The sequence below is a fragment of the Mycobacterium sp. shizuoka-1 genome, assembly GCF_002723835.1.
Lineage (GTDB): Bacteria > Actinomycetota > Actinomycetes > Mycobacteriales > Mycobacteriaceae > Mycobacterium.
The window spans coordinates 50,594-69,072 of record NZ_BEWG01000067.1 but is presented as its reverse complement, the minus strand read 5'-3'; the positions used below and the strand labels follow the sequence as shown (position 1 = coordinate 69,072).

The following is an 18,479-nucleotide window of genomic DNA, read 5'->3' as shown; positions in this document are numbered from 1 at the left end:
CGTGCTCGACGACACCGCGCGGGACTACACCGACGAGCAGCGCGCCCAGCTGGCGGCGTTCGCCGGCGAGGTCGAGCGGATCATCGACGGAGACGCCGGCGCGCTGGGCTGAGCTGATCCTGGTAGCTGCCAGGGCAGCACGCATGCGACCATAGGTGCCGCACCGGGGGCGGTAGCTCAGTTGGTCAGAGCCGTGGACTCATAATCCATTGGTCGCGGGTTCGAGCCCCGCCCGCCCTACTCCAGAGCCTGCGTCACCCGAGCCGTCGCGTGCGCCACCGAGACAGATCCGCGTCCAGCACGTCAGGATCACGCTCGGGAAATACGTCTGCGGTGATCTCCAGGTGCCGGATGCGGTCGAGGTGAAACCCGCGAATGGCTTCACGCAGCCGACACCATCCCACGAACATCCACGAATCGCCGCCGCGCAGCAGACCCATCGGCTCGACGTCACGGGTGGTGCGAGTCTGGCCGTCTTCTGCGGTGTAGACCAGCCGCACCACCCGGCGCGCGGCGATCGCCTCCGGAATCAGCGAGATCGCCGCCTCTGACGACGGCTCGGCGTCGATGACGAACATCGAGGCCAACGCCTCATCGATGGGCGCGAGCTGATCGTCGCGGCTGATCGCGAGGACCTTGGCCCGCGCCCGCCGCGCCGCCGCACCGTAGGGCGAGGTCTCCAGCAGGCCGAGCCCGGCGAGTACAGCCAGCGACTCCGGCACCGTGAGATTCAGCGGCGGCAGGGAGTGTTCCCGCAGGATCGAATAGCCACCCGACACCCCGTGGTCGGCGTAGATGGGGACCCCGGCCAGCTGCAGGGACTGGATGTCACGCTCGATCGTGCGCTTCGACACCTCGAACTCCTGAGAGAGCCGGGCGGCCGACAGCGGCCGGCGTGCGCCCCGCAGCAGATCGACCAGCGCATACAACCGCTCGGCTCTCCTCATGGATCTGAGTCTCCTCGGTATCAGGCCGGGTGCGCGCGCGTCCCGTTCACCGACCACACCTCGCGGATCAATCCGTCCGCGGTGAAGTCGAAGACGTCGATCCCGCCCGCGACGACGTCCCCGACCCGCATGTCCCACAGCATCCGCCCGTGCGCGCCGTCGACCGCCCGCGCGACCTCGGTGAACACCACACCCGGATGCCCCGAACGCCATCGGTCCAGACACCGAGCGAAACTGTCCGCGCCCGCCACGTCGTCGAACGGGTTCGACCCATCCGCATCGGAGACCAGGAAGTGAATCCGGAAATCCGCACTGCAGATCCGACGCGCGATCTCACTGTCGGTGTTCCACATCTGCAACCACAACGCGAGTGCCGCGTCCGCGGCAGCCGGATCCGTGTGCACCATGTTCGTGTTCTCGTTCATGGACTCAGCGTCGGACACCGCCGCGACAACGGTATGTCGGTGTTTGCCTGCCGCTGCCGGTCTGTGCGCGCGTCAACCGATGGAGACGAGGTGGTCGATCGAGTCCGTCGGCAGGTCGCCGTCAACGATCGCCGAGACGGCCATCCGGTCGAGATTGATCGCGCCCTTGTGATTGTCCAAAAATGCGGTATCGGCGGCGTCACGCCCGGTTGCGATGCGAACCAGGCTCTGCCGAGGAGCCAGCAGCGTCGCGTCCACCACCCGCCATTGTTCGTCGACGAAGGCCTCGGCGACGGCGTGGAAGTCCATCGGGGACAATCCCGGCGCGTATACCGAGACCAGGCGGGCCGGCACGTTGACCGCCCGCAGCAGGGCCACCACCAGGTGCGCGTAATCGCGGCAGACACCCTTGCCCGACAACAGGGTGTCGACCGCTCCGTCGATCGGGTCGCTCGACCCCGGAACGTAATTCAGCCGGGTTCCCACCCAGGAGGACACTCTTTCCAGCAGCGTGGCCGAATCCGAATAGCTGCCGAACTCCGTGCCGGCGAAGCCGTAGAACTTGTCGGCCTCGGCGTAGCGGCTCGGCCGCAGATACATCGACAGGTCATATTCAGTCACTGGTGCCGACGCCGTCCGGCCCGTGATCGTCGCGGCGTAGGCAACGGTGAGGGCACCCTCGTCCACCACGAGCTGGTGGATGCGGTTGCCGTGTGACCCCGTGATTTCTCTCGGTTGCAGCGGATTTCCGTTCAGGGAAATGTCCAGTGACTCGCGGACCTCGGCGCCGGGATGTGGGGCGACGGCGATCTGGAACTCCAGCGTCGTCGGAGAGGTGATCTCGACGTCGAGTTCGGCGCAGACGTGGCGCTCCATCACATCTCTCGCAGTGTTGGTTGGGCTCGGGTCGTCGAGGTGGTGAGTGCCGTCAACAGCTCGGGTACGTCCACCGTGGTGAAACCGATCGCCGAATCTGCCACGCCGTAAGGCAATACGAGCGTGTCACCGTGCCGGATGGCGCCGCACGAATAGACGACATTCGGTACGTATCCGTCCCGCTCGTCCACGGCCGGGCTCACCAGGGGTTCGGCAAGCCGACCCACGAGGCGCGCAGGGTCGTCGAGGTCGAGCAACACCGCTCCGATGCGGTAGGTCCGCATCGGACCGACGCCATGGGTGAGGACCAGCCAGCCGGCCTCGGTTTCGATGGGGGGACCGCAATTGCCCAGTTGCAGAAGCTCCCAGGCCTCCATGGGGCGTTGGATCTCCTGCGCCGCAGGCCAGACGTTGGGTCGGTCCGAAAAAGCAATAGCGTTCGTTTCCCGGTCTGCCCTCGACAGCGCCACGAAGCTGCCGCCGATCCGGCGCGGAAACAGCGCCAAACCCTTGTTGGCGGCGGCGCTTCCGACCATCGGCGTGGAGGTGAAGGTCGTGAAGTCGTGTGTCGCCAACAATTGTTGGCTGATGAGCGTGCCGCTATAGGCGGTATAGGAGGCATAGAACGTCACCGACCCGTCGCCGTCGACGAAGCGAACGAACCTGGCATCTTCCATGCCCGCCGACTCGGCATGCATAGCCGGCCAGAGCACGCGCTCTTGAAGCGGCACATCCTCGGGGAACTCCACACCGTAGAAGCGTTCTGCGATGTGCTCGATGGCGCTGATCGCCTTCTGGGCATGCCCGCGGGTGCGCAGGTGAGTCCGCAGTCGAGCGAACTGCTCGTCGAGTTCGGTCCTGGTGAACCGTGACGGAAGCGAATCCAGGATGTCGTCGGCGGCCTCGCTGGAGTCGATGAGCCGCGAGAGCTCCACCCGAACGACATCCGCTTCTAACGGAGTCGGCACGACCGTCCCGACGGTGGCCAGGCGCGGGGGCTGATCGAGGACCAGCCGGGCATCGGCATCGATGATGCCGGTCCGGAACCCGACGGAGGAACGGTGACCTTCGCCGATTCCCCGCACGCTCATCACAAATCGCGTGCTGCCGGTCGCAAGCCCCGACTGGTCGGGATGGGCCACCATGCTCGGGTTGCACACCGCCGCCCCCTCAATGGCGTACTCGTTGGTGAAGACGGCCCCCAACAACACCATGCGTGCGTCGGAGATCGTGGCATCCGGGTCGAGTCGGTCCGCGAGTTCGCGCGCATGCCGACGGAAAGTCCCGACCAGATCGCGGTGCCGCCCGCCGAATCGGGTGATCACGTCGTCGAGCGCCTCAAGCACCTGCTGGTTGTCCAAGGCAAGCAGGCGTGCCACGACGACAGTGGATCGCGAGTCCTGTTGTTCAAAGCCTTCCTGTCCCGGAACGAACAGGCGGCTGATCACCCGAGACGGATCGGCGTGTACTCGCTCGGTGCCGCGGACGGCATAGCTCTGCGCCGAGATCATTGCTGCAGCAGCGCGATTCGGCGCGCGTGCTGAAAGGTCGAGATGACAGCCAAGGTCGACTCCGCGCCCTGGTTGCGATTGACGCCATCGGCGTGCAGCCCATCGAACCCGGCACCGGTATCCGGGTCCCACATGATCTGGCCGGCATCGTTGACCCCGCCGAACCAATCTGCGGCGATCCTCACTCCGTCGGGCCATTCTGGGCTGGGGTCCACGGCGGCGGCCCGCGCGCAGGCATCGGCCAACGCGGCGACCTCGATCGGTTGCTGGTCGAAACCAGGGCGCGGGTCCCGGGGACCGCGCCCGGCGACGGGAGTCGGTGACAAATGCCCATCGACTTTCTCGACGTCGAGCAACCAGCCCAAGAGATCCAGCCCGCGTTGCCACATTCTCGGTGCTTCCATCGCTACTCCCGCGGCGATCATCGCCTGAGGAAGCACGGCATTGGCGTAAGTCAGCCGGGCTTCGAGCCACGGCCAATCTGGATGGGGAGTCGCGTCGCGAACGGTCACCGCGTAGTCGGTGATCAGCTTGCGCGCCCCGCGGTGATCGGGAAGGACGCTGAGCACCTCGGCAGCGCCGAGCGCCGCGTATGCGCTGGCCCGTGGCCACGGTGAGCGGCTTTGGGCGGCGCGCTCGAACTGCACCAGCGCCATTTTGCGGACCCACACAACGCCGCTGTGCGCGACGGCGGTTCCCAGGGCCCACACGCAGCGCCCCCAGCAGTCGTTCACGGTCGGCTGGTCGACCCAGCGGCCGTCACTGTCCATTCGATTGCGGCAGCCACCGTCGAGAGTCTGCGCGTCGTTGAGGAAGCGGATCGCGACTCCGGCGAGCTGTTTGACGTCGCCTGTGGGGTCCGGTTCCCTGGTCGCCACTACCAAAACCCGAGCCATGTCGTCGACGCAGTATCCGTGCTCGGAACGTGGTTCGTTCAGGCAGGCATGCTCGAACGTGCCTCGGCGATCGGTCATCTTCAGGAGATGGTCGAAGCGAGGTGCTGGTGCCGTCTGGTTCATACCAGCGACTCTCGACCCGTCGGAATGGTCTGAGCCAGATCGAGATACGCTCGTGCCACCACCGACCAGGCCATCGCCGGCGCCAACTGGCGTGCGTGTCCCGCCATCGATCCGGCCAGGCAAGGCTCGGTGAGAACTCGCCGCAGTGCGCGGGCCAGCGCGTCGTGGTCGTCATGGGGCACCACGATTCCTGCCCCGGTATCGAGTAGTTCGACAGCGTGAGGAAACGCGGTGGCCACTACCGGTCGACCGTTCGCGATCGCGTCCACCAACACACCCGATGTGACCTGATCGGTCGAGTCGTAGGGCAGCACCACGACAGCGGCGGAGCGGATCATCGCGCTGAGGGAGCCGACACTTCGGTATTCGTCGTCGAAGCTGACCGCATCAGCGACTCCGCAACGTCGTGCTTGGTCGCGCCGCGCCTCCCGATACGCCTCGCCTTCGGCGGCCAGCACCTTCGGGTGGGTACGGCCGGCGACGAGATAACGTGGCCGCCCCGGCAGATCCTGCAATACGTGCATCGCATCGATGACGCGCTCGATCCCCTTCCCGGGGCCCAGCAGACCCCAGGTCAGCAACGTCGGCCTACCGGAGCGTCGTACGTGGGTATTGCTGGGGACCATCGCTCCGTGCGGAATCATGCTGACTTTGCGGCGATCGACGCCATAGCTGTCGTGCAACCGAGACCGGGCGGTCTTGGACATGACGACCACACGGTCGGCCTTGGCCGCAATGAGGTCGAGCACCGAACGCTGCTGAGCGCTCGGATGACTCAGCACGGTATGCAGGACGACGATCACGGGAACCCGGATGTCGTCGATGATGTCGATGATGTCGGCGCCGGACGGGCCGCCGTAGGTGCCGTATTCGTGTTGCACGACGACCATGTCCGTGCTGTTGAGCAGTGCGGCGGTCTTGACCGCCGATGACGGTGAGCCGTTGACCAGTTCACCGACGATCCTGTCATCGGTGCCAGACGAATTATCGGCGATCCGAACAACTTTGACATTCATGCCGTTGATTTCGAGGCCGCGCGACAAAGCCGCGCCGAATGACGCGATCCCGCATGCGGTCGGCGGATAGGTGCCCAGGAGGCCGACGGTCGCGGTGCGACGAAAGCCGTCGCTCACCGGGGAATCAGGCAAGGATGTTAGAGACGTCAGCGCTTTCAACGTGATCCGAACTACGAGTTGTCACCGGCATATCCGACGTGAGCGAATTCTCGTCGAGATCAGCGGAAAACGGCTGACCCCTTTTCGGACTGGCTGGACTCCCAACGACCTCTACGCTACACCCAACCATGAACCAGCGTGGACGAGGCGGGCACGGCGTAGAGTCCGGCCATCGGCACCGCCAAGGTGCCCGCTCGCAGAAGGACTACAGATGTCCGACAAGTCACCGCGTCAATCAATGTCGAAGAAATCCGCCAAGTCGCTAAAAGAGAAGCGGGCCGACAAACGCTCCAAGGGCGCTCCGTCCGAGACGCTCATCAATGCCAAGAAGCCCTGACATCTGGTGAAAGATGCTCAGACGCAAACGATCACATGAGCGCGTGATACTGCAGCAGTATTGCTGATCGCTATCGAGGCGCTGTTTCGCCGCGCGGGTGTATGGTGTGAGTGCGTCGGTGGTCTCTTCGTGCGCGACCTGTTCTGGTTGCGCCACCGCTGACCCGATGAAGTTGGCCGGTTCTCGGCCGAAGGCAGGAGCGTCGTATGACGCCGACCTCTACCCGCTCGGGTTCCGGCTGGAAGCAGCCAGCCCCCAACGAGACACCGCGCCTCAGGCTGAAGCCCAAAGCGCCTACCACCGGAGAGGTCGACGGGGCGTGGTGGCCGCACAGCGACGACCTCGTAGCCGAAGTGCCAGACCTGCTCGCGGTGCTGTCGGTGCGACTCGGGCCGATAGTCAACGTCTTGTACAACTTGTCCGAATGGGCAGCAGCCCCAGCCAAAGTCAGCCTCGACGGCCACCGCGTGCGTCTTTCCGGATACCGAACGCAACCTCCTCATACTGTCGAAGTTCAAGGTTTGCAGGGTGCCGGGGTTGTTCTGCTCGTCATACCGCCCGGCGGCGATCCCGAATCGTCCCACACCGCAATGATGTTGGCGGCGTCGCCGAGCGGAACGACCTCTGTCGGGGAGCTGCTTGCGCCCGCGCCAACGCTCTGATGACGGCATCCGCCGACTCCGCCATGCCCGCATCTCGAAGTCGATGCGCGTGAGCCGCTTCACCGAGACGATGTTCGGTAACGCTCGCTGGACCATGAAGGGCATGGTGACCGGCGAACCGGACGATCCGGTACGGCACAGCTGGGCGGAGGTGCACGAACGCGCTGCCCGCATCGCCGGCGGACTGGCCTCGGCCGGTGTCGGCCACGGCGACGCCGTCGCGGTCCTCGCCGGGGCCGCCGTCGATATCGCCGCGACTGCGCAAGGCATCTGGATGCGGGGCGCCAGCGTCACCATGTTGCACCAACCCACTCCTCGGACCGATCTAGGACGCTGGGCCGAGGAGACCACCACGGTCATCACCATGATCGAGGCCAAAGCCCCCGCAAGGTTGTGGTGTTGGTGCCGGGAGACATCCCCAAGACGCCGTCGGGGAAGTTGCGTCGTAACCACGCGCTCTCCCTGGTCACCTGACCCGGCGTTTTCGGTCGGACATCACCCCTGACATTCCCGAGAGTGTTGCGCCGTGGTGCGGCTGCGCCGACGCTACGGGCGATCCACGGCGTCTGCTCCAATTGGCCCATCGCCAACTCGGTCTCCCCGAGGCCGGCGCGACAGACACGCTGATCTGCCAAAACGGTTCGGCCGCAAGGTGTATCCGCATCCACCGCGTCACCCAGGTCAACCGCCAACACTGACCCAAGGTCTGTGCGGCTGACAGCGCGATTCGCGCCGTCGAAGCCGGATTGTTTGATTCCGCGTGGAATGGACACTCGGATGGACAGGCGGTGCCACTGGTTGGCTGCACCGGTGACCGCTCAGGTGGATTCTCCAGCGGTCGCGGCTGCGTCAAGAAGGAGCGGGACTGTGGGTTCACCGCCCCGCCCAGCTGCGGAACATTCCGTCGGGTGTCAGGAGTTCCTATCGTGGGAGGCATCCACACACAGGAACGAGGCGCCGCCCATGACCGAAGAACTGCCGGACACCGCCCTGGAGCTGCGTTCCCTGGTGACGTCAGCCGGCACGCTGGAACTCTCGCTGCACGAGGTCCCGGTCCCGCGGCCCGGCCCCAGCGAGGTTCTGGTGCGGGTGGAGGCCTCGCCGATCAACCCGTCCGACCTCGGTCTGCTGGTCGCCAGCGCCGACATGTCCGCAGCCGAGGTCGCCGGCACGAACGACCGTCCCGTCGTGACCGCCCCGATCGAGGTGACGCCAGCGCTGCGAGCCAGGCTCGACATGTCGCTCCCGGTCGGCAACGAGGGTGCCGGCACGGTGGTGGCCGCCGGGTCGTCAGAGGCCGCCCAGGCCCTCCTCGGGAAGACCGTGGGCATCGCCGCAGGCGCGATGTACTCGCAGTACCGCGTGGTCGACGCCTCGGCCTGTTTGGTCCTGCCCGACGGCGCCACCGCCCGTGACGGCGCATCCTCTTTCGTCAACCCGCTGACCGCGCTCGGAATGACCGAAACGATGCGCCGCGAAAGACATTCAGCTCTGGTGCACACCGCGGCCGCGTCGAACCTCGGGCAGATGCTGGTCAAGCTTTGTGCCAAGGATGGCATCCCGCTGGTCAACATCATCCGCAAACCCGAGCAGGAGCAGCTCCTGAAGAACCTCGGCGCGACACACGTCCTCAACTCGACGTCGCCGACCTTCCATACCGATCTGGTCGAGGCGATCACCGCAACCTCGGCGACGCTGGCGTTCGACGCGATCGGCGGCGGGACGCTGGCGAGTCAGATCCTCAACGCCATGGAGCAGGCGGCGAGCGCGACCGCATCGGAGTACTCCCGCTACGGCTCCAGCGTGCACAAGCAGCTGTACATCTACGGCGCACTCGACACCAGCCCGACGATCCTCACCCGCAACTTCGGCCTCGCCTGGGGGGTCGGTGGTTGGCTGCTGACCCCGTTCCTGGCCGGCGCCGGGTCCGAAACCTTGGGCCGGCTGCGCGCCCGGGTGGCCGATGAGCTCACCACCACGTTCGCGAGCAGTTACACCCGAGAGGTCTCGCTGGCCGCGATGTTGCGCCCCGACGCGTTCACCGAATACGTCAAGCGGGCCACCGGCGAGAAGTTCTTGGTGACACCGCAGGCACCCGCCTAGCGGTCGCACCCGACCCCGTCACCGTCGCGGTCCAGGTCGTAGATATCGCGTCCCACCACCGTCACGGGCCCCTGAACATAGGCGGGCCCATTTCCGCTGCCACCCGCGCAATCAACATCACTCGCGATCGGAACGCAGGCGCCAGAGTAGTTGGTATCGCAGTTGGAACCTTGCTCACGCGGATCGGGACTGGCGTTCGCGACCGGACTGAAAAGGACCCCGATCCCGATCCACGCCAGGGTCGCGATCAACTTCTGCACGGTGCGGATGCTATGTGGTCCCCTCGCAGGTCGGAGCCGGTTCGCGCCGAATCTGTGAAAGGACCCGGTCCCGCGACCTGGTCGTTCTACGCTCACTTCGGCCATCCAGTCGGGGTGTGGCCAGAATAGGAGCACGCCGATATGGAACCTGTACGCACACGAGCACTTGTTCGAGTCACGGCAGCTGCCGTCGCGCTCGGACTGGTTGTCGCCGGCTGCAGCAAGGACGACAGCAAGTCCTCCGAGTCGTCGACCAGCACGGCCACGTCAACCACCACCAGCTCGGCAGCGGCGACCACCAGTGCCGAGGCCTCGCCGAACGCAGCGGCTCCTGACTACGAGTCGTTGCTGATCAAGGCCGCGGACATCCCGCCGGTAGGGGATGCGCCCTGGGTCGGTGATCAGCCGAAGACCACCCTGGAGCCCGCGCCGCCGGACGTCACCCAGACCTTCTCGTCCGGGACCAACGCCATCAACGTGTCGATCATCATCGCCGACGACGCCGCCCAGGCCGCGACGGCACTGACCGGTGCCGCGAACAGCGTTCCGTCCCAGGTGACGGGTACGCCGACGCCGCTTCCGGGTGTCACGCCGGACGCGACCGTCACGATCGGCACGTCACCGGACGGCAAGTCGGCGATGGCCGCACTGCTGTTCACGGTGGACCGGACCGTCGTGGTGATGGTGTTCGGCAGTGCGCCCGGCGACCTCAACCCGGTCCCGCAGGACTACACCGAGGCTGTCGGCAAGGCCCAGGTCGCGGCGATCGAGTCGGCCCTGCCCGACCTGAAGTAGACCTCGCACGGCCGACCGTGCCCTGACGTTGGTCCGCGCCGCCGGTGACCAAAGGCTGTAGTCGCCGGTATCGGCGCGGACCAGTGTTGGTCTGGAACGTCGTGGTTCCAGACAGCGGCCACGCCCGGGGGCAAAGGGGCCGCCATGCGTAACGTCAGATTGTCCCTCGTTCTGACCGCGGCGCTCGGCGTGGTCCTTCTCGTGGTGATCACCCCGATCACCGCGTTGGGGGCCACTGCACTGTTCATGGGAGGCACCGGTCATTCGCTGAGCATTCCGCAGGACACCGGGCAGTACATCGCGAACTACGTGGCCGCTGCCGACGGCACGTACGTCGCGCCCTCGGGCCTGTGTACCGGCGGCAACCCCGGCTGCGCTCAGGTCGCGGTCTACGGTCCCGAACAGTTCCCCATCGCGACCGGGTGGCAGGCCATGCCGTTCGACGAGTCCGTCGCGATCGGGCTGGCGAATCTCGACGCCTGCCTGCGTAATGCACCCTGCACGGTCACCGCACCACCGTTCACCACCACCGGCCCGCAAACGCTGACCGACACCGCCTATGTGGTGTACGGCTACTCGCAGAGCGCCACGATCGCCGCCAAGGAGAAATACGACCTGATCGCCCACCCGCCGCCGGGCGCGACGGTCAGCTTCGTCCTGACCTCGAACCCGAACCGACCCAACGGCGGAATTCTCGAACGCTTCGTCGGCGCTTACCTGCCCTTCCTCGGGGTGAGCTTCGACGGGGCGATGACCACCAACTCGCCCCAACCGACGCCGCTGACCACCGTCGACATCGCCCATCAATACGACCCGGTCTCCGACTTCCCGACCAATCCGCTCAATCTGCTCGCCGACCTCAACGTGGCCATCGGCTTTGTCTACTTTCACCCCGAGACCGCCTACTTCGCGGTGAATACCGTTGAGCTGCAGGGGCAATACCAAGACACCACGTACTACCTGGCGCCGGCCAGGACCCTGCCGCTGCTCATACCGATCGAGCAGATCCCGCTCATCGGCCCGCCGATCGCGGCAACCCTCGACCCGCCGTTGCGAGTCCTGGTCGAGGCGGGCTACGACCGCACCATCAACCCCGGACAGCCGACGCCGGCCAAATACCTGTACTTCCCGGACCCGATCAAGACGGCGATCAATTTCGTGGTGGCGATCCCGACTGGCTGGGACAACGGAATCGCCGTGCTGACCGGCAACCCGGCGAACCGTCCGTTCCACACGACACCGCAGGGGACCTACGGGGTCGGCGGCCCACCGGTCGACACCGGCGCGGTAGATCCGTATGGTCCGCCCACCCCATACACGCCCGCGCGGCGACCGGTCTTGGTAGCCGCCTCGAATCTGCGGGACAGGGCTTCTCTGCGACCCGCGATCGCGGTCCGTCACCGAGTTGCGCAGAAATCCGTTGCTGTGCAGCCGGCCCCGCCACACGCAGGGTCCACAACGGGTCATTCACAGCGCGGTGTGGTTCGCACCCATCCGCGTGGAGCGCGTGCCTAGCGCCGAATCGGCTTCAGGTTTCCTGCAGTTCCCTGCGCCGCGCATCGCGGGCCAGCAGTCGGTCACGCTGTTCTTCGAACTTCGCGACCTCGGACTGCAGCTTCGTCAAGTACCTCGCCAGTTGTTCGCGGCGCTCCTCGCCGGCGGCACTGAAGTCCGTGCGTTCGAAGATCTGCCACTTGCGCAACGTCGGGGTCACCACCTCCTCGAGGTGCTGGCGCGGGTCGTAGATACCGTGTTTGGCCATCAACACGCCGTTGCGGCGGAAGTCGGGCATTCCCCGGCCTGGCATTCGAAAATTCTCGACCACATCGGCAACGGCTTCCAAGGCCTGGTCTGGCGCCAGGTCCAGTGCCGCGCCGCACACGTTGCGATAGAAGATCATGTGCAGGTTCTCGTCGGCGGCGACCCGGGCCAGCATGCGGTCGGCGACCGGATCGTTGCAGACCTTGCCGGTGTTTCGGTGGCTGACCCGGGTGGCGAGCTCCTGAAATGCCACGTAGGCGACCGATAGCAGGAAGTCCGTCTGGTGCCGGGCTTCTTCCTCGGCGGTGGCGCCGAACCCGTTCGTCATGTGGGTCATCCGGGCCCGCTCCAACGCGACCGGATCGACGCCGCGGGTGATGACGAGATAGTCACGGATGACGATGCTGTGTCGAGCTTCCTCGGCGGTCCAGCGCCCCACCCACGTGCCCCACACGCTGTCGCGCGAAAAATGTTCGGCCGCTTCGCGGTGGTATGAGGGCAGATTGTCCTCGGTCAGCAGATTCGTGATCATGGCCGCCTTGGCGACGTCACTGAGCTGCGACTGCTCGGGCGCCCAGTCGTCGCCACCCATCGCCGCGAAGTTGCGGCCTCGATCCCACGGCACGTAATCGTGCGGATGCCATTCGGTGCTCGCCGACAAATGCCGGTTCACCTCTTTCTCGGCAATCTGCTCGAGATCGTTCAGTAGTTCAGCGTCGGTCAACCGTCGCGACATCGCTCCCCGCTCCGACCAGCTGGGGGCGCTTCGCCCGCATGGCACAGTTATCGTCCCACCGGCGGTTCCGTCGGGAATTCGTCGACACTATCAGCCGTAACCCGCGCCGCCGTGACGCCACGGCAAAGGGTCGTGCGGAATGCCTCGGTGTGCGCGACGTCACACCGTCGCCGGCACCCGTTCCCGCGCGGCCGAACTGCGCATCTCCGCACGCAGCGTGGTGAAATCGGAGATCGTCTTGGCCGCAACCGTGGCCACCGGGCGGGCGTTGCGGCTGGTGGCCTCGGTTTTCGACACCATGATCACGCTGTCGATGTAGGGCTGAATCGTGGTGGCGTTCTGCACGGTCGCGACGATGACGAGCTGGAAGCCGAACTTGCGGAACGCTTGAAGCGCCTGCTGGGCGAACTGCGGATCCGACTTGGAGAACGCCTCGTCGAGCATCAACTGCGCGAAAACCGGCTTGTTGTCGGCACTCTCGGGGTTGGCCAGGTTGAAGCTCAGTGCGCCGGCGAGGCAGAAGGCCATCAGCTTCTCCTGTTCGCCGCCGGAGTTGTCGCCGGCGTTGCTGTGCGTGCGGATCAACTCCTCGGTGTGCACATCCCATTCGGCGCAGTCGAAGGTGAACCGGTTGCGGACGTCCAACGCGTCGCGGGTCCACGCCTTGTCCTCCGGAGCGGTCGACGCCAGCCGATTGCGCAACCGCAGAATGTCGGCGTACTGATCCAGGATCGCCTGCTTGTCGCCCAGGCCCACCTCGGCGATGCGCCGGGAGATCGCGCGGACGATCTCGGTCAACTCGGCCACCGCGGTCAGGCTGCGGGGCGTCGCGCGCAGCGTCAGCCGGGTGCCCTTGTTGAACTCCACCGCGCCAAGGCCCGTGTTCACCCGGTCGATCTGCTCACTGATCCGCCGGGTCTCCTGCTCGGCCACCCGGTGCAGCGTGAGGATCGCGTCCGGCGCCTGCTCGGTGACCAGCCGCATCATCCGCTCGTAGGCCTCCGGCAACTCGCGCTCGTCGATATGCCGGCACAGCGCCACGTAGTCGTGCACCCGCTCGTCGAACACGTCGCTGTCATTCGGAATCGCATCGGGGAACGCGGTGTCGAACGTGTTCAGGATTCGGGCCAGCTCGTCGTAGGAGCGTCGACGGCTTTCCCGGAGCTGCTCGCGTTCCCGGCGGATGGCGTTGAACACCGCTTCGCGGTGCGGCTCGGGATTGAGCACCTCCAACGGCACCGGCACGTCGGCGGCGTAACGGTTCAGCAGCTCGGTCAGCGGCTCCGACACGAACGGGGGGGACAGCCGGTCCTGCAGTTCGAGCAGCTGGGTGCGCCGGCCGTCCAGATCGTCGCGACGGGTCTGGATGGCGCCGCGGCGCGTCATCAAGGTCTGGATGTCCTCCCACACCTCGTCGGCGCGGGCGTTGAGGGCCTCGATATCGGGATTGTCGGCCAGCAGCAGCTCGTACTGCTCGCGCAGCCGGTCGGCGTGCCCGTCGGCGGTCTCGACGTCGACCTGGCTCCACTGCGGGAACTGGTCGCAGATCGCTTTGCAGGCGGCCGACCGGTCCCGCCACTGCTGGCGCTGTGCGGCAATCTCATCGGCGGCCCGGCGGGCCTGCTGGTAGGCCTCTTCGGCGTTGGCGAGGTCGACGGTCAGCGCGTCGATCTTGGCGGCCAGCTCACCCTGATAGATGTAGTCGGCCTGGCGCAGTGGCCGACGGTCGTCCTTGATGGCCAGCCGCTCGGAGTCCTTGTACAACCCGGCGTCGGTGACCGCACGCCGGAAGCGGGAGAACACATCCGGGGTGTCCACACAGATGTGGTCACCCGCCGCGGCGATGACGTCGGCGGCCTCGGCGGCACACGGGTGCGTCGGGTCGACGACGAACAGTTTGCCGGCCAACGTGTTCGGCTCGGCTTCGACCGGCTCAGCGCCGACGAGTGCGGCCCGCACGTGGTGCAGCTGCAGGCGTCCGCCCATGTTGGTCTCGTTGACGAACCGCAGCACCGCCGAATAGCGGTCGTCGGGAACCAGCAGTCGCAGGCCGACGCCGCGCAGCACCTTCTCCACCGCTACGCGCCAGCGGCTCTGGTCGGGCCGCAGATCCATCAGCTCTGCGATGTAGGGCAGCTCGCTGGGGTCGGCACCGACTGCGGCACAGATGTGTTCGCGCATCGTGATCGCGAACTCCGGTAGCGCCGAGCCGACGTGCTCGACGCGCTTGAGTTCCTTGGCAGCCTCGTCGCGGGCGATCCGCGCCGCCTTCTGTGCGTACTCGGCGTCGGTGGATGCCTCGCGGCCGCGGTCCAGTTTGGCCAGCAGTTCGGTGACCTGGGCGGTGAGTTCTTCGCGCAGATTCCAGAAGTCGTCGGCGCTGTTCGGCACCTTGATGTCCTGGGCGCCCAACATCGCCTCGTAGGCGGCGCGCCGCCGCGACACCTGTTCGGCCTGCGCCTCGGCACCGGCCACCTGTGACTGCAGCGGTCCCAGGTTGGCGCTGGAACCGCTGATCTGTGCGTTGAGCGAATCGCCCTCGGCCTTGGCCAGATTGAGCTGACGGGTGACGTCCTCGTACTCGTTGCCCAGCTGGTCGATGGTGGTGTCCAGCGACTCGATCTGGGGTCCGCACTGAGCCAGCCGGACATGGTCGGTGTAGGCGCGGACCATCGGCGGGTCGACCAGGTCGATGATGCCCAGGTCGGAGGACTCCGAGGCGTAGCGCTGCTGGATCTTCTCGATGTCGCCGAGGATCTTGCGCTTGCGCTGTGCAACGGCCAGCAGCTCGCGCGCCTCCACCAGCGGATCGATCTGCTTGAGCGCCTCGGGCAATCTGGTCAGACTGCTCGGTTCGTCGAGCATGAACTCGCGAACGAACTGTTCAAGACCGCCAACGCTTTTCAGCGACTTGGCCTTGCCGAGCAGCTGCTGAGCGGCGTCGGAGGCGCGGATGCCGATGGTGGCGTACAGCTGGGCGAGATACTGCGACTCCACCTTGGTGGAGAACCGCCACTCGTCGTCCTTGAACACGCTCGAGTCGAATCGCCCTGCCGCCCAGCGGTTGCAGACGTCCTCGATGTCGCGGTCGCCGTCGGCCAGCACGAATCGGCTCGACGAGTCCGAGCGCGACTCGCCGGTCAGCCACTTGAGCACCAGCCCGGTCACCGTCCGCCCGGTGTTGCTGCGATAGCTCACCGCGACCGCCGACCACGCAGTGCCCTCGCCGCGCAGGTACATCACCTTGCTGGCGCCGGCGTCGCTGCGCTGCCCCCACGCACCGCGGACATATTTGTCGACGGTGCGTCGCCCCGCGTTGGAGCCGGCCGCCGAATTGTCGCCGGAGGCGTTGAAGTTACGCCGGTTGAACGGCAGGAAGCCAAGCGAGATCGCATCCAGCAGTGAGGATTTGCCACTTCCGGAGGCGCCGGCGATCAGCGCGCCGCCCTCGCTGAACGGGATGTCGTGATACCCGTCGAACACGCCCCAGTTGATGACCTGCAGCCGCGACAAGTGGAACTGTTCAGGAATCAAGCGGGGTCTCCTGTTCATCGCGCCCCGGTGCGGCGCCACCGGACAGCAGCAGTTCGAACTGCTGCTGCAGCTCGGCGATCACCGATGCCGTCATCACGGCGTTGATCACCGGGCTGATCGTGTAGCTGTCTTCGTCGTCGCGGGTTTTGCGCAGGATCTCCAGCCCGGCCAGCCGCGCGATCGCCGCGTCGATGCGGGCGGTGAAGGTGACGGTGTCGCGGTCGACGCCGCCCGGCACCCCGGAGAACAGCCCGTGCACCTCCTCGCGGCTGATCAGCACGGCCTGGCCGCCGGCGGCCCGTGACATCTGGGCCAGGTGCAGCGCCAGGATGGAGTCGTAGGTGCCCAGCGGCTCGCGACGCAAAAGCTTGGCACCCCTGGCCGATTCGTAACGGGCCTGCTCGATGAATGCGATGTCGGTGCCGTCGGCGATGCGCAGCAGCAGGTCGAGTTCACTCAATCGCACCGACAGTTGCGCGCGGTACTCCAGCACCCAGCTGTACAGGTCGGCGTCGGTCTCGGCGCTGATGTAGCGGCGGGTCAACAGCTGCTGCAGGGCCCAGCATGCGCGGTCGGGCAGCTCGCTGACGTCGCCGTCGAACCGGGGGCGGCGCTGATGCGGGGTGCGGGCGGTCTGGTCCACCTGGGGCAGTGAACTGAACGCGGTGATGTCGACATCGGAGATTTCCGTCATGCGCCGGCTCCCAACAGGCTGGAGATCGGTTCGGTGAACACCAGGTGAGGAACCTCCATCTCGCGGTCCCGTCCGTCCAGCGACTGGAACCGCACGGTGACCGACTCGGCGTCTTGGGCCGCACCCGGCTGTTTGAGGGCCCAGGACCACAACACGATGACATGACCCAGATAGGCCGCGTCGAGCATCTCCACCGCCTGAGGCAGGGACAGTTCGCCGCCGGCGTCGAGCGCGGTGTTGATCATCTCCGACATCGCCGGCGCGTCGACCTGGGTGGTGAGAGCCGCGAAGCTGGACAGATCGAGCTCGCCTTCAGAAGCTTGAGCCGGCTTGGGCGACGACAGGTCGCCGATCCGAAAGCTCAGCGCCCCAACCGAACTGATGGCGTGGCGGGCCAGGGGCAGTTCGATGTCCAGGCGCGAGTCGATCAGCGAGCTCTTGAGCAGGGCACGAGCGGCGCCGATCGCGTCACCGAGCTGCCGGGCCACCCCGCGGCTCTGTTCCAGCGTGCCGAACGCGGTGAACCGCTTGACCCGCTGGGCGCAACGCTGCTGGATGCGCTCCACCTCGTCGATCTGCTGGCCGACCAGCTCGAAGAACCCGGCCATCACCTTGCGCAGCGCCGGGTCCAGCGCGGGCAGCGCATGGGCCACGGCGGCGACATCGGCCTCGAACTCGGCGCGCTGGTCAGGATCGTTGATCATCCGCAGGAAGGCACGGTGACTGTCGCGGCCCTGCGAGTCCCACGCGGCCTGGTAGTCGGCGTACATCTGCCGCTGACGGTCGCGGTAGGCCAGGTTGCTGTCGATCGGTTCGTCCAGGGCTGCGGTCGCCCGCTCGATCATCGTGCCGTACTGGCCGATGTCGGTGATCAGCCGTTCCATCTGCAGGGCGATGGCGTGGGCCTCGTCGTACATGTCGGTCATGTCGACATCGCCGGCGCGGTCGAGATCCTCGCCGCGCTCGAGCGCATCGAGTTCGGCCTGTAGCGCGGCGATCTCGGCCTGGATGCCGGCTCGGATGCGGACCGGGTCGTTGCCGACCCGCAGCGCGATCTGCTTGAGCCGGGAGGCGATGCCGTTGATCGATCCGCCGGTCGCGATGGTGTCCTGGCGGCGCAGCCCGCGCAGGAAGTCCAGCGCGCGGCGGGCGTCCTGGGTCAGGTAACACAGGTTGCGTTCGACACCGCGCTGGTCGGCCACCCGGTGCAGCCAGCCCTGGCTGGCCCAGCTCTTGATCAATCCGAGGCCGGACTGATCACCCAGCGGCTTGCCGAGCTCGTCGAGGTCGCGCTCGAGCCGCACCACGAGCTCGGTTTCGCTGATCACCCCCGAGCTGAGGTGACGCTCCATCAGGGTGGCGTACCCGCCCAGGTTGAGCGTGGCCAGCAGCCGGATCGTGGGGGAGCCTTGGATGTCGCGGTTGATGTCGAGGAGCTCGGCGGCCGACAGGCTGGCGTCGTCGTCCACCCGGCTTCCCCTCCTCGATGTAGTTGGTCGGACGCTCCAAGATAGGCCACCGCGCGGACATCGCAGGGCCCCGCGGGCGGGTGTCGGGGGCGTGTTGGAAAAGGTCCGTCACAGGCGTCGCAGGAGTGGGCTGGAGTCACACAGATCCCGCGGCGAGGGTGCGCGCGGATACCTC

Annotated in this window: 16 protein-coding genes, 1 tRNA gene and 1 pseudogene; 7 read left to right on the top strand and 11 right to left on the bottom strand. The window is 66.5% G+C overall.

What is annotated here, in order from left to right; translation table 11 throughout:
- Positions 1–166: 166 nt before the first annotated feature.
- A tRNA-Ile gene (locus MSZK_RS19665) sits at positions 167–240 on the top strand.
- Between the two features lie 14 nt (positions 241–254).
- Here the strand turns inward: MSZK_RS19665 and MSZK_RS19660 are convergent.
- The 6 genes from MSZK_RS19660 to MSZK_RS19635 form a co-directional block, all read right to left on the bottom strand.
- The gene (locus tag MSZK_RS19660; RefSeq protein ID WP_199203404.1) at positions 255–947 is read right to left on the bottom strand and encodes a YafY family protein; all 693 of its coding nucleotides are present in this window, start codon (positions 945–947) and stop codon (positions 255–257) included.
- A gap of 20 nt (positions 948–967) precedes the next feature.
- A complete protein-coding gene (locus MSZK_RS19655) occupies positions 968–1,372 on the bottom strand; it encodes a nuclear transport factor 2 family protein (protein ID WP_099250421.1) in 405 nt (134 codons plus the stop codon).
- Between the two features lie 72 nt (positions 1,373–1,444).
- A complete protein-coding gene (locus MSZK_RS19650) occupies positions 1,445–2,248 on the bottom strand; it encodes a transglutaminase family protein (RefSeq protein WP_099250349.1) in 804 nt (267 codons plus the stop codon).
- Positions 2,248–3,759: a glycoside hydrolase family 130 protein gene (locus MSZK_RS19645; protein WP_099250348.1), complete on the bottom strand. Its 1,512-nt coding sequence runs from the start codon at positions 3,757–3,759 to the stop codon at positions 2,248–2,250. The genes MSZK_RS19650 and MSZK_RS19645 overlap by 1 nt, the downstream gene beginning before the upstream one ends.
- Entirely contained in the window at positions 3,756–4,778 is a 1,023-nt protein-coding gene (locus tag MSZK_RS19640; protein ID WP_099250347.1) for a glycosyltransferase, read from the bottom strand. Before MSZK_RS19640 ends, MSZK_RS19645 begins: the two co-directional genes overlap by 4 nt.
- The gene (locus MSZK_RS19635) at positions 4,775–5,911 is read right to left on the bottom strand and encodes a glycosyltransferase (RefSeq protein WP_233211404.1); all 1,137 of its coding nucleotides are present in this window, start codon (positions 5,909–5,911) and stop codon (positions 4,775–4,777) included. Before MSZK_RS19635 ends, MSZK_RS19640 begins: the two co-directional genes overlap by 4 nt.
- 253 nt (positions 5,912–6,164) lie before the next feature.
- Between MSZK_RS19635 and MSZK_RS33445 the strand changes: the two genes are divergently transcribed.
- The 4 genes and pseudogenes from MSZK_RS33445 (at position 6,165) to MSZK_RS19615 (ending at position 9,055) form a co-directional block, all read left to right on the top strand.
- Positions 6,165–6,290: a hypothetical protein gene (locus MSZK_RS33445; RefSeq protein WP_099250346.1), complete on the top strand. Its 126-nt coding sequence runs from the start codon at positions 6,165–6,167 to the stop codon at positions 6,288–6,290.
- A gap of 206 nt (positions 6,291–6,496) precedes the next feature.
- Entirely contained in the window at positions 6,497–6,952 is a 456-nt protein-coding gene (locus MSZK_RS19625; RefSeq protein WP_099250345.1) for a DUF5994 family protein, read from the top strand.
- 49 nt (positions 6,953–7,001) lie between these two features.
- A pseudogene (locus tag MSZK_RS19620) lies at positions 7,002–7,334 on the top strand (AMP-binding protein); the annotation flags it as partial.
- 581 nt (positions 7,335–7,915) lie between these two features.
- Positions 7,916–9,055: a zinc-binding dehydrogenase gene (locus MSZK_RS19615; protein ID WP_099250344.1), complete on the top strand. Its 1,140-nt coding sequence runs from the start codon at positions 7,916–7,918 to the stop codon at positions 9,053–9,055.
- Here MSZK_RS19615 and MSZK_RS19610 read toward each other — a convergent pair.
- The gene (locus MSZK_RS19610; protein ID WP_233211403.1) at positions 9,052–9,315 is read right to left on the bottom strand and encodes a hypothetical protein; all 264 of its coding nucleotides are present in this window, start codon (positions 9,313–9,315) and stop codon (positions 9,052–9,054) included. The two genes, MSZK_RS19615 and MSZK_RS19610, sit on opposite strands and share 4 nt — an antisense overlap.
- Positions 9,316–9,456: 141 nt before the next feature.
- Between MSZK_RS19610 and MSZK_RS19605 the strand changes: the two genes are divergently transcribed.
- Positions 9,457–10,110, top strand: coding sequence for a hypothetical protein (locus MSZK_RS19605; RefSeq protein WP_099250343.1), 654 nt, complete (start codon positions 9,457–9,459; stop codon positions 10,108–10,110).
- 144 nt (positions 10,111–10,254) lie between these two features.
- Positions 10,255–11,625 (top strand): PE-PPE domain-containing protein, encoded by a 1,371-nt coding sequence (locus MSZK_RS19600; RefSeq protein WP_099250342.1) that lies wholly within the window; start codon positions 10,255–10,257, stop codon positions 11,623–11,625.
- A 13-nt stretch (positions 11,626–11,638) separates the two neighbouring features.
- On the opposite strand, the gene MSZK_RS19595 is transcribed toward MSZK_RS19600, so the two are convergent.
- The 4 genes from MSZK_RS19595 to MSZK_RS19580 form a co-directional block, all read right to left on the bottom strand.
- Entirely contained in the window at positions 11,639–12,607 is a 969-nt protein-coding gene (locus MSZK_RS19595; RefSeq protein ID WP_099250341.1) for an acyl-ACP desaturase, read from the bottom strand.
- Between the two features lie 159 nt (positions 12,608–12,766).
- A complete protein-coding gene (locus MSZK_RS19590; RefSeq protein ID WP_099250418.1) occupies positions 12,767–16,138 on the bottom strand; it encodes an ATP-binding protein in 3,372 nt (1,123 codons plus the stop codon).
- A complete protein-coding gene (locus tag MSZK_RS19585) occupies positions 16,131–16,835 on the bottom strand; it encodes a DUF4194 domain-containing protein (RefSeq protein ID WP_099250340.1) in 705 nt (234 codons plus the stop codon). The genes MSZK_RS19590 and MSZK_RS19585 overlap by 8 nt, the downstream gene beginning before the upstream one ends.
- Positions 16,832–18,304, bottom strand: a complete 1,473-nt coding sequence (locus MSZK_RS19580) for a DUF3375 domain-containing protein (protein ID WP_099250339.1) — start codon at positions 18,302–18,304, stop codon at positions 16,832–16,834. The genes MSZK_RS19585 and MSZK_RS19580 overlap by 4 nt, the downstream gene beginning before the upstream one ends.
- Positions 18,305–18,479 lie beyond the last annotated feature (175 nt).

Bases quoted from the DNA above. Each gene is read 5' to 3' on its own strand.
- MSZK_RS19615 (WP_099250344.1), top strand. From the start codon at position 7,916: ATGACCGAAGAACTGCCGGACACCGCCCTGGAGCTGCGTTCCCTGGTG.
- MSZK_RS19650 (WP_099250349.1), bottom strand. From the start codon at position 2,248: ATGGAGCGCCACGTCTGCGCCGAACTCGACGTCGAGATCACCTCTCCG.
- MSZK_RS19655 (WP_099250421.1), bottom strand. From the start codon at position 1,372: ATGAACGAGAACACGAACATGGTGCACACGGATCCGGCTGCCGCGGAC.
- MSZK_RS33445 (WP_099250346.1), top strand. From the start codon at position 6,165: ATGTCCGACAAGTCACCGCGTCAATCAATGTCGAAGAAATCCGCCAAG.
- MSZK_RS19605 (WP_099250343.1), top strand. From the start codon at position 9,457: ATGGAACCTGTACGCACACGAGCACTTGTTCGAGTCACGGCAGCTGCC.
- MSZK_RS19595 (WP_099250341.1), bottom strand. From the start codon at position 12,607: ATGTCGCGACGGTTGACCGACGCTGAACTACTGAACGATCTCGAGCAG.
- MSZK_RS19645 (WP_099250348.1), bottom strand. From the start codon at position 3,759: ATGATCTCGGCGCAGAGCTATGCCGTCCGCGGCACCGAGCGAGTACAC.
- MSZK_RS19625 (WP_099250345.1), top strand. From the start codon at position 6,497: ATGACGCCGACCTCTACCCGCTCGGGTTCCGGCTGGAAGCAGCCAGCC.
- MSZK_RS19640 (WP_099250347.1), bottom strand. From the start codon at position 4,778: ATGAACCAGACGGCACCAGCACCTCGCTTCGACCATCTCCTGAAGATG.
- MSZK_RS19600 (WP_099250342.1), top strand. From the start codon at position 10,255: ATGCGTAACGTCAGATTGTCCCTCGTTCTGACCGCGGCGCTCGGCGTG.
- MSZK_RS19585 (WP_099250340.1), bottom strand. From the start codon at position 16,835: ATGACGGAAATCTCCGATGTCGACATCACCGCGTTCAGTTCACTGCCC.
- MSZK_RS19660 (WP_199203404.1), bottom strand. From the start codon at position 947: ATGAGGAGAGCCGAGCGGTTGTATGCGCTGGTCGATCTGCTGCGGGGC.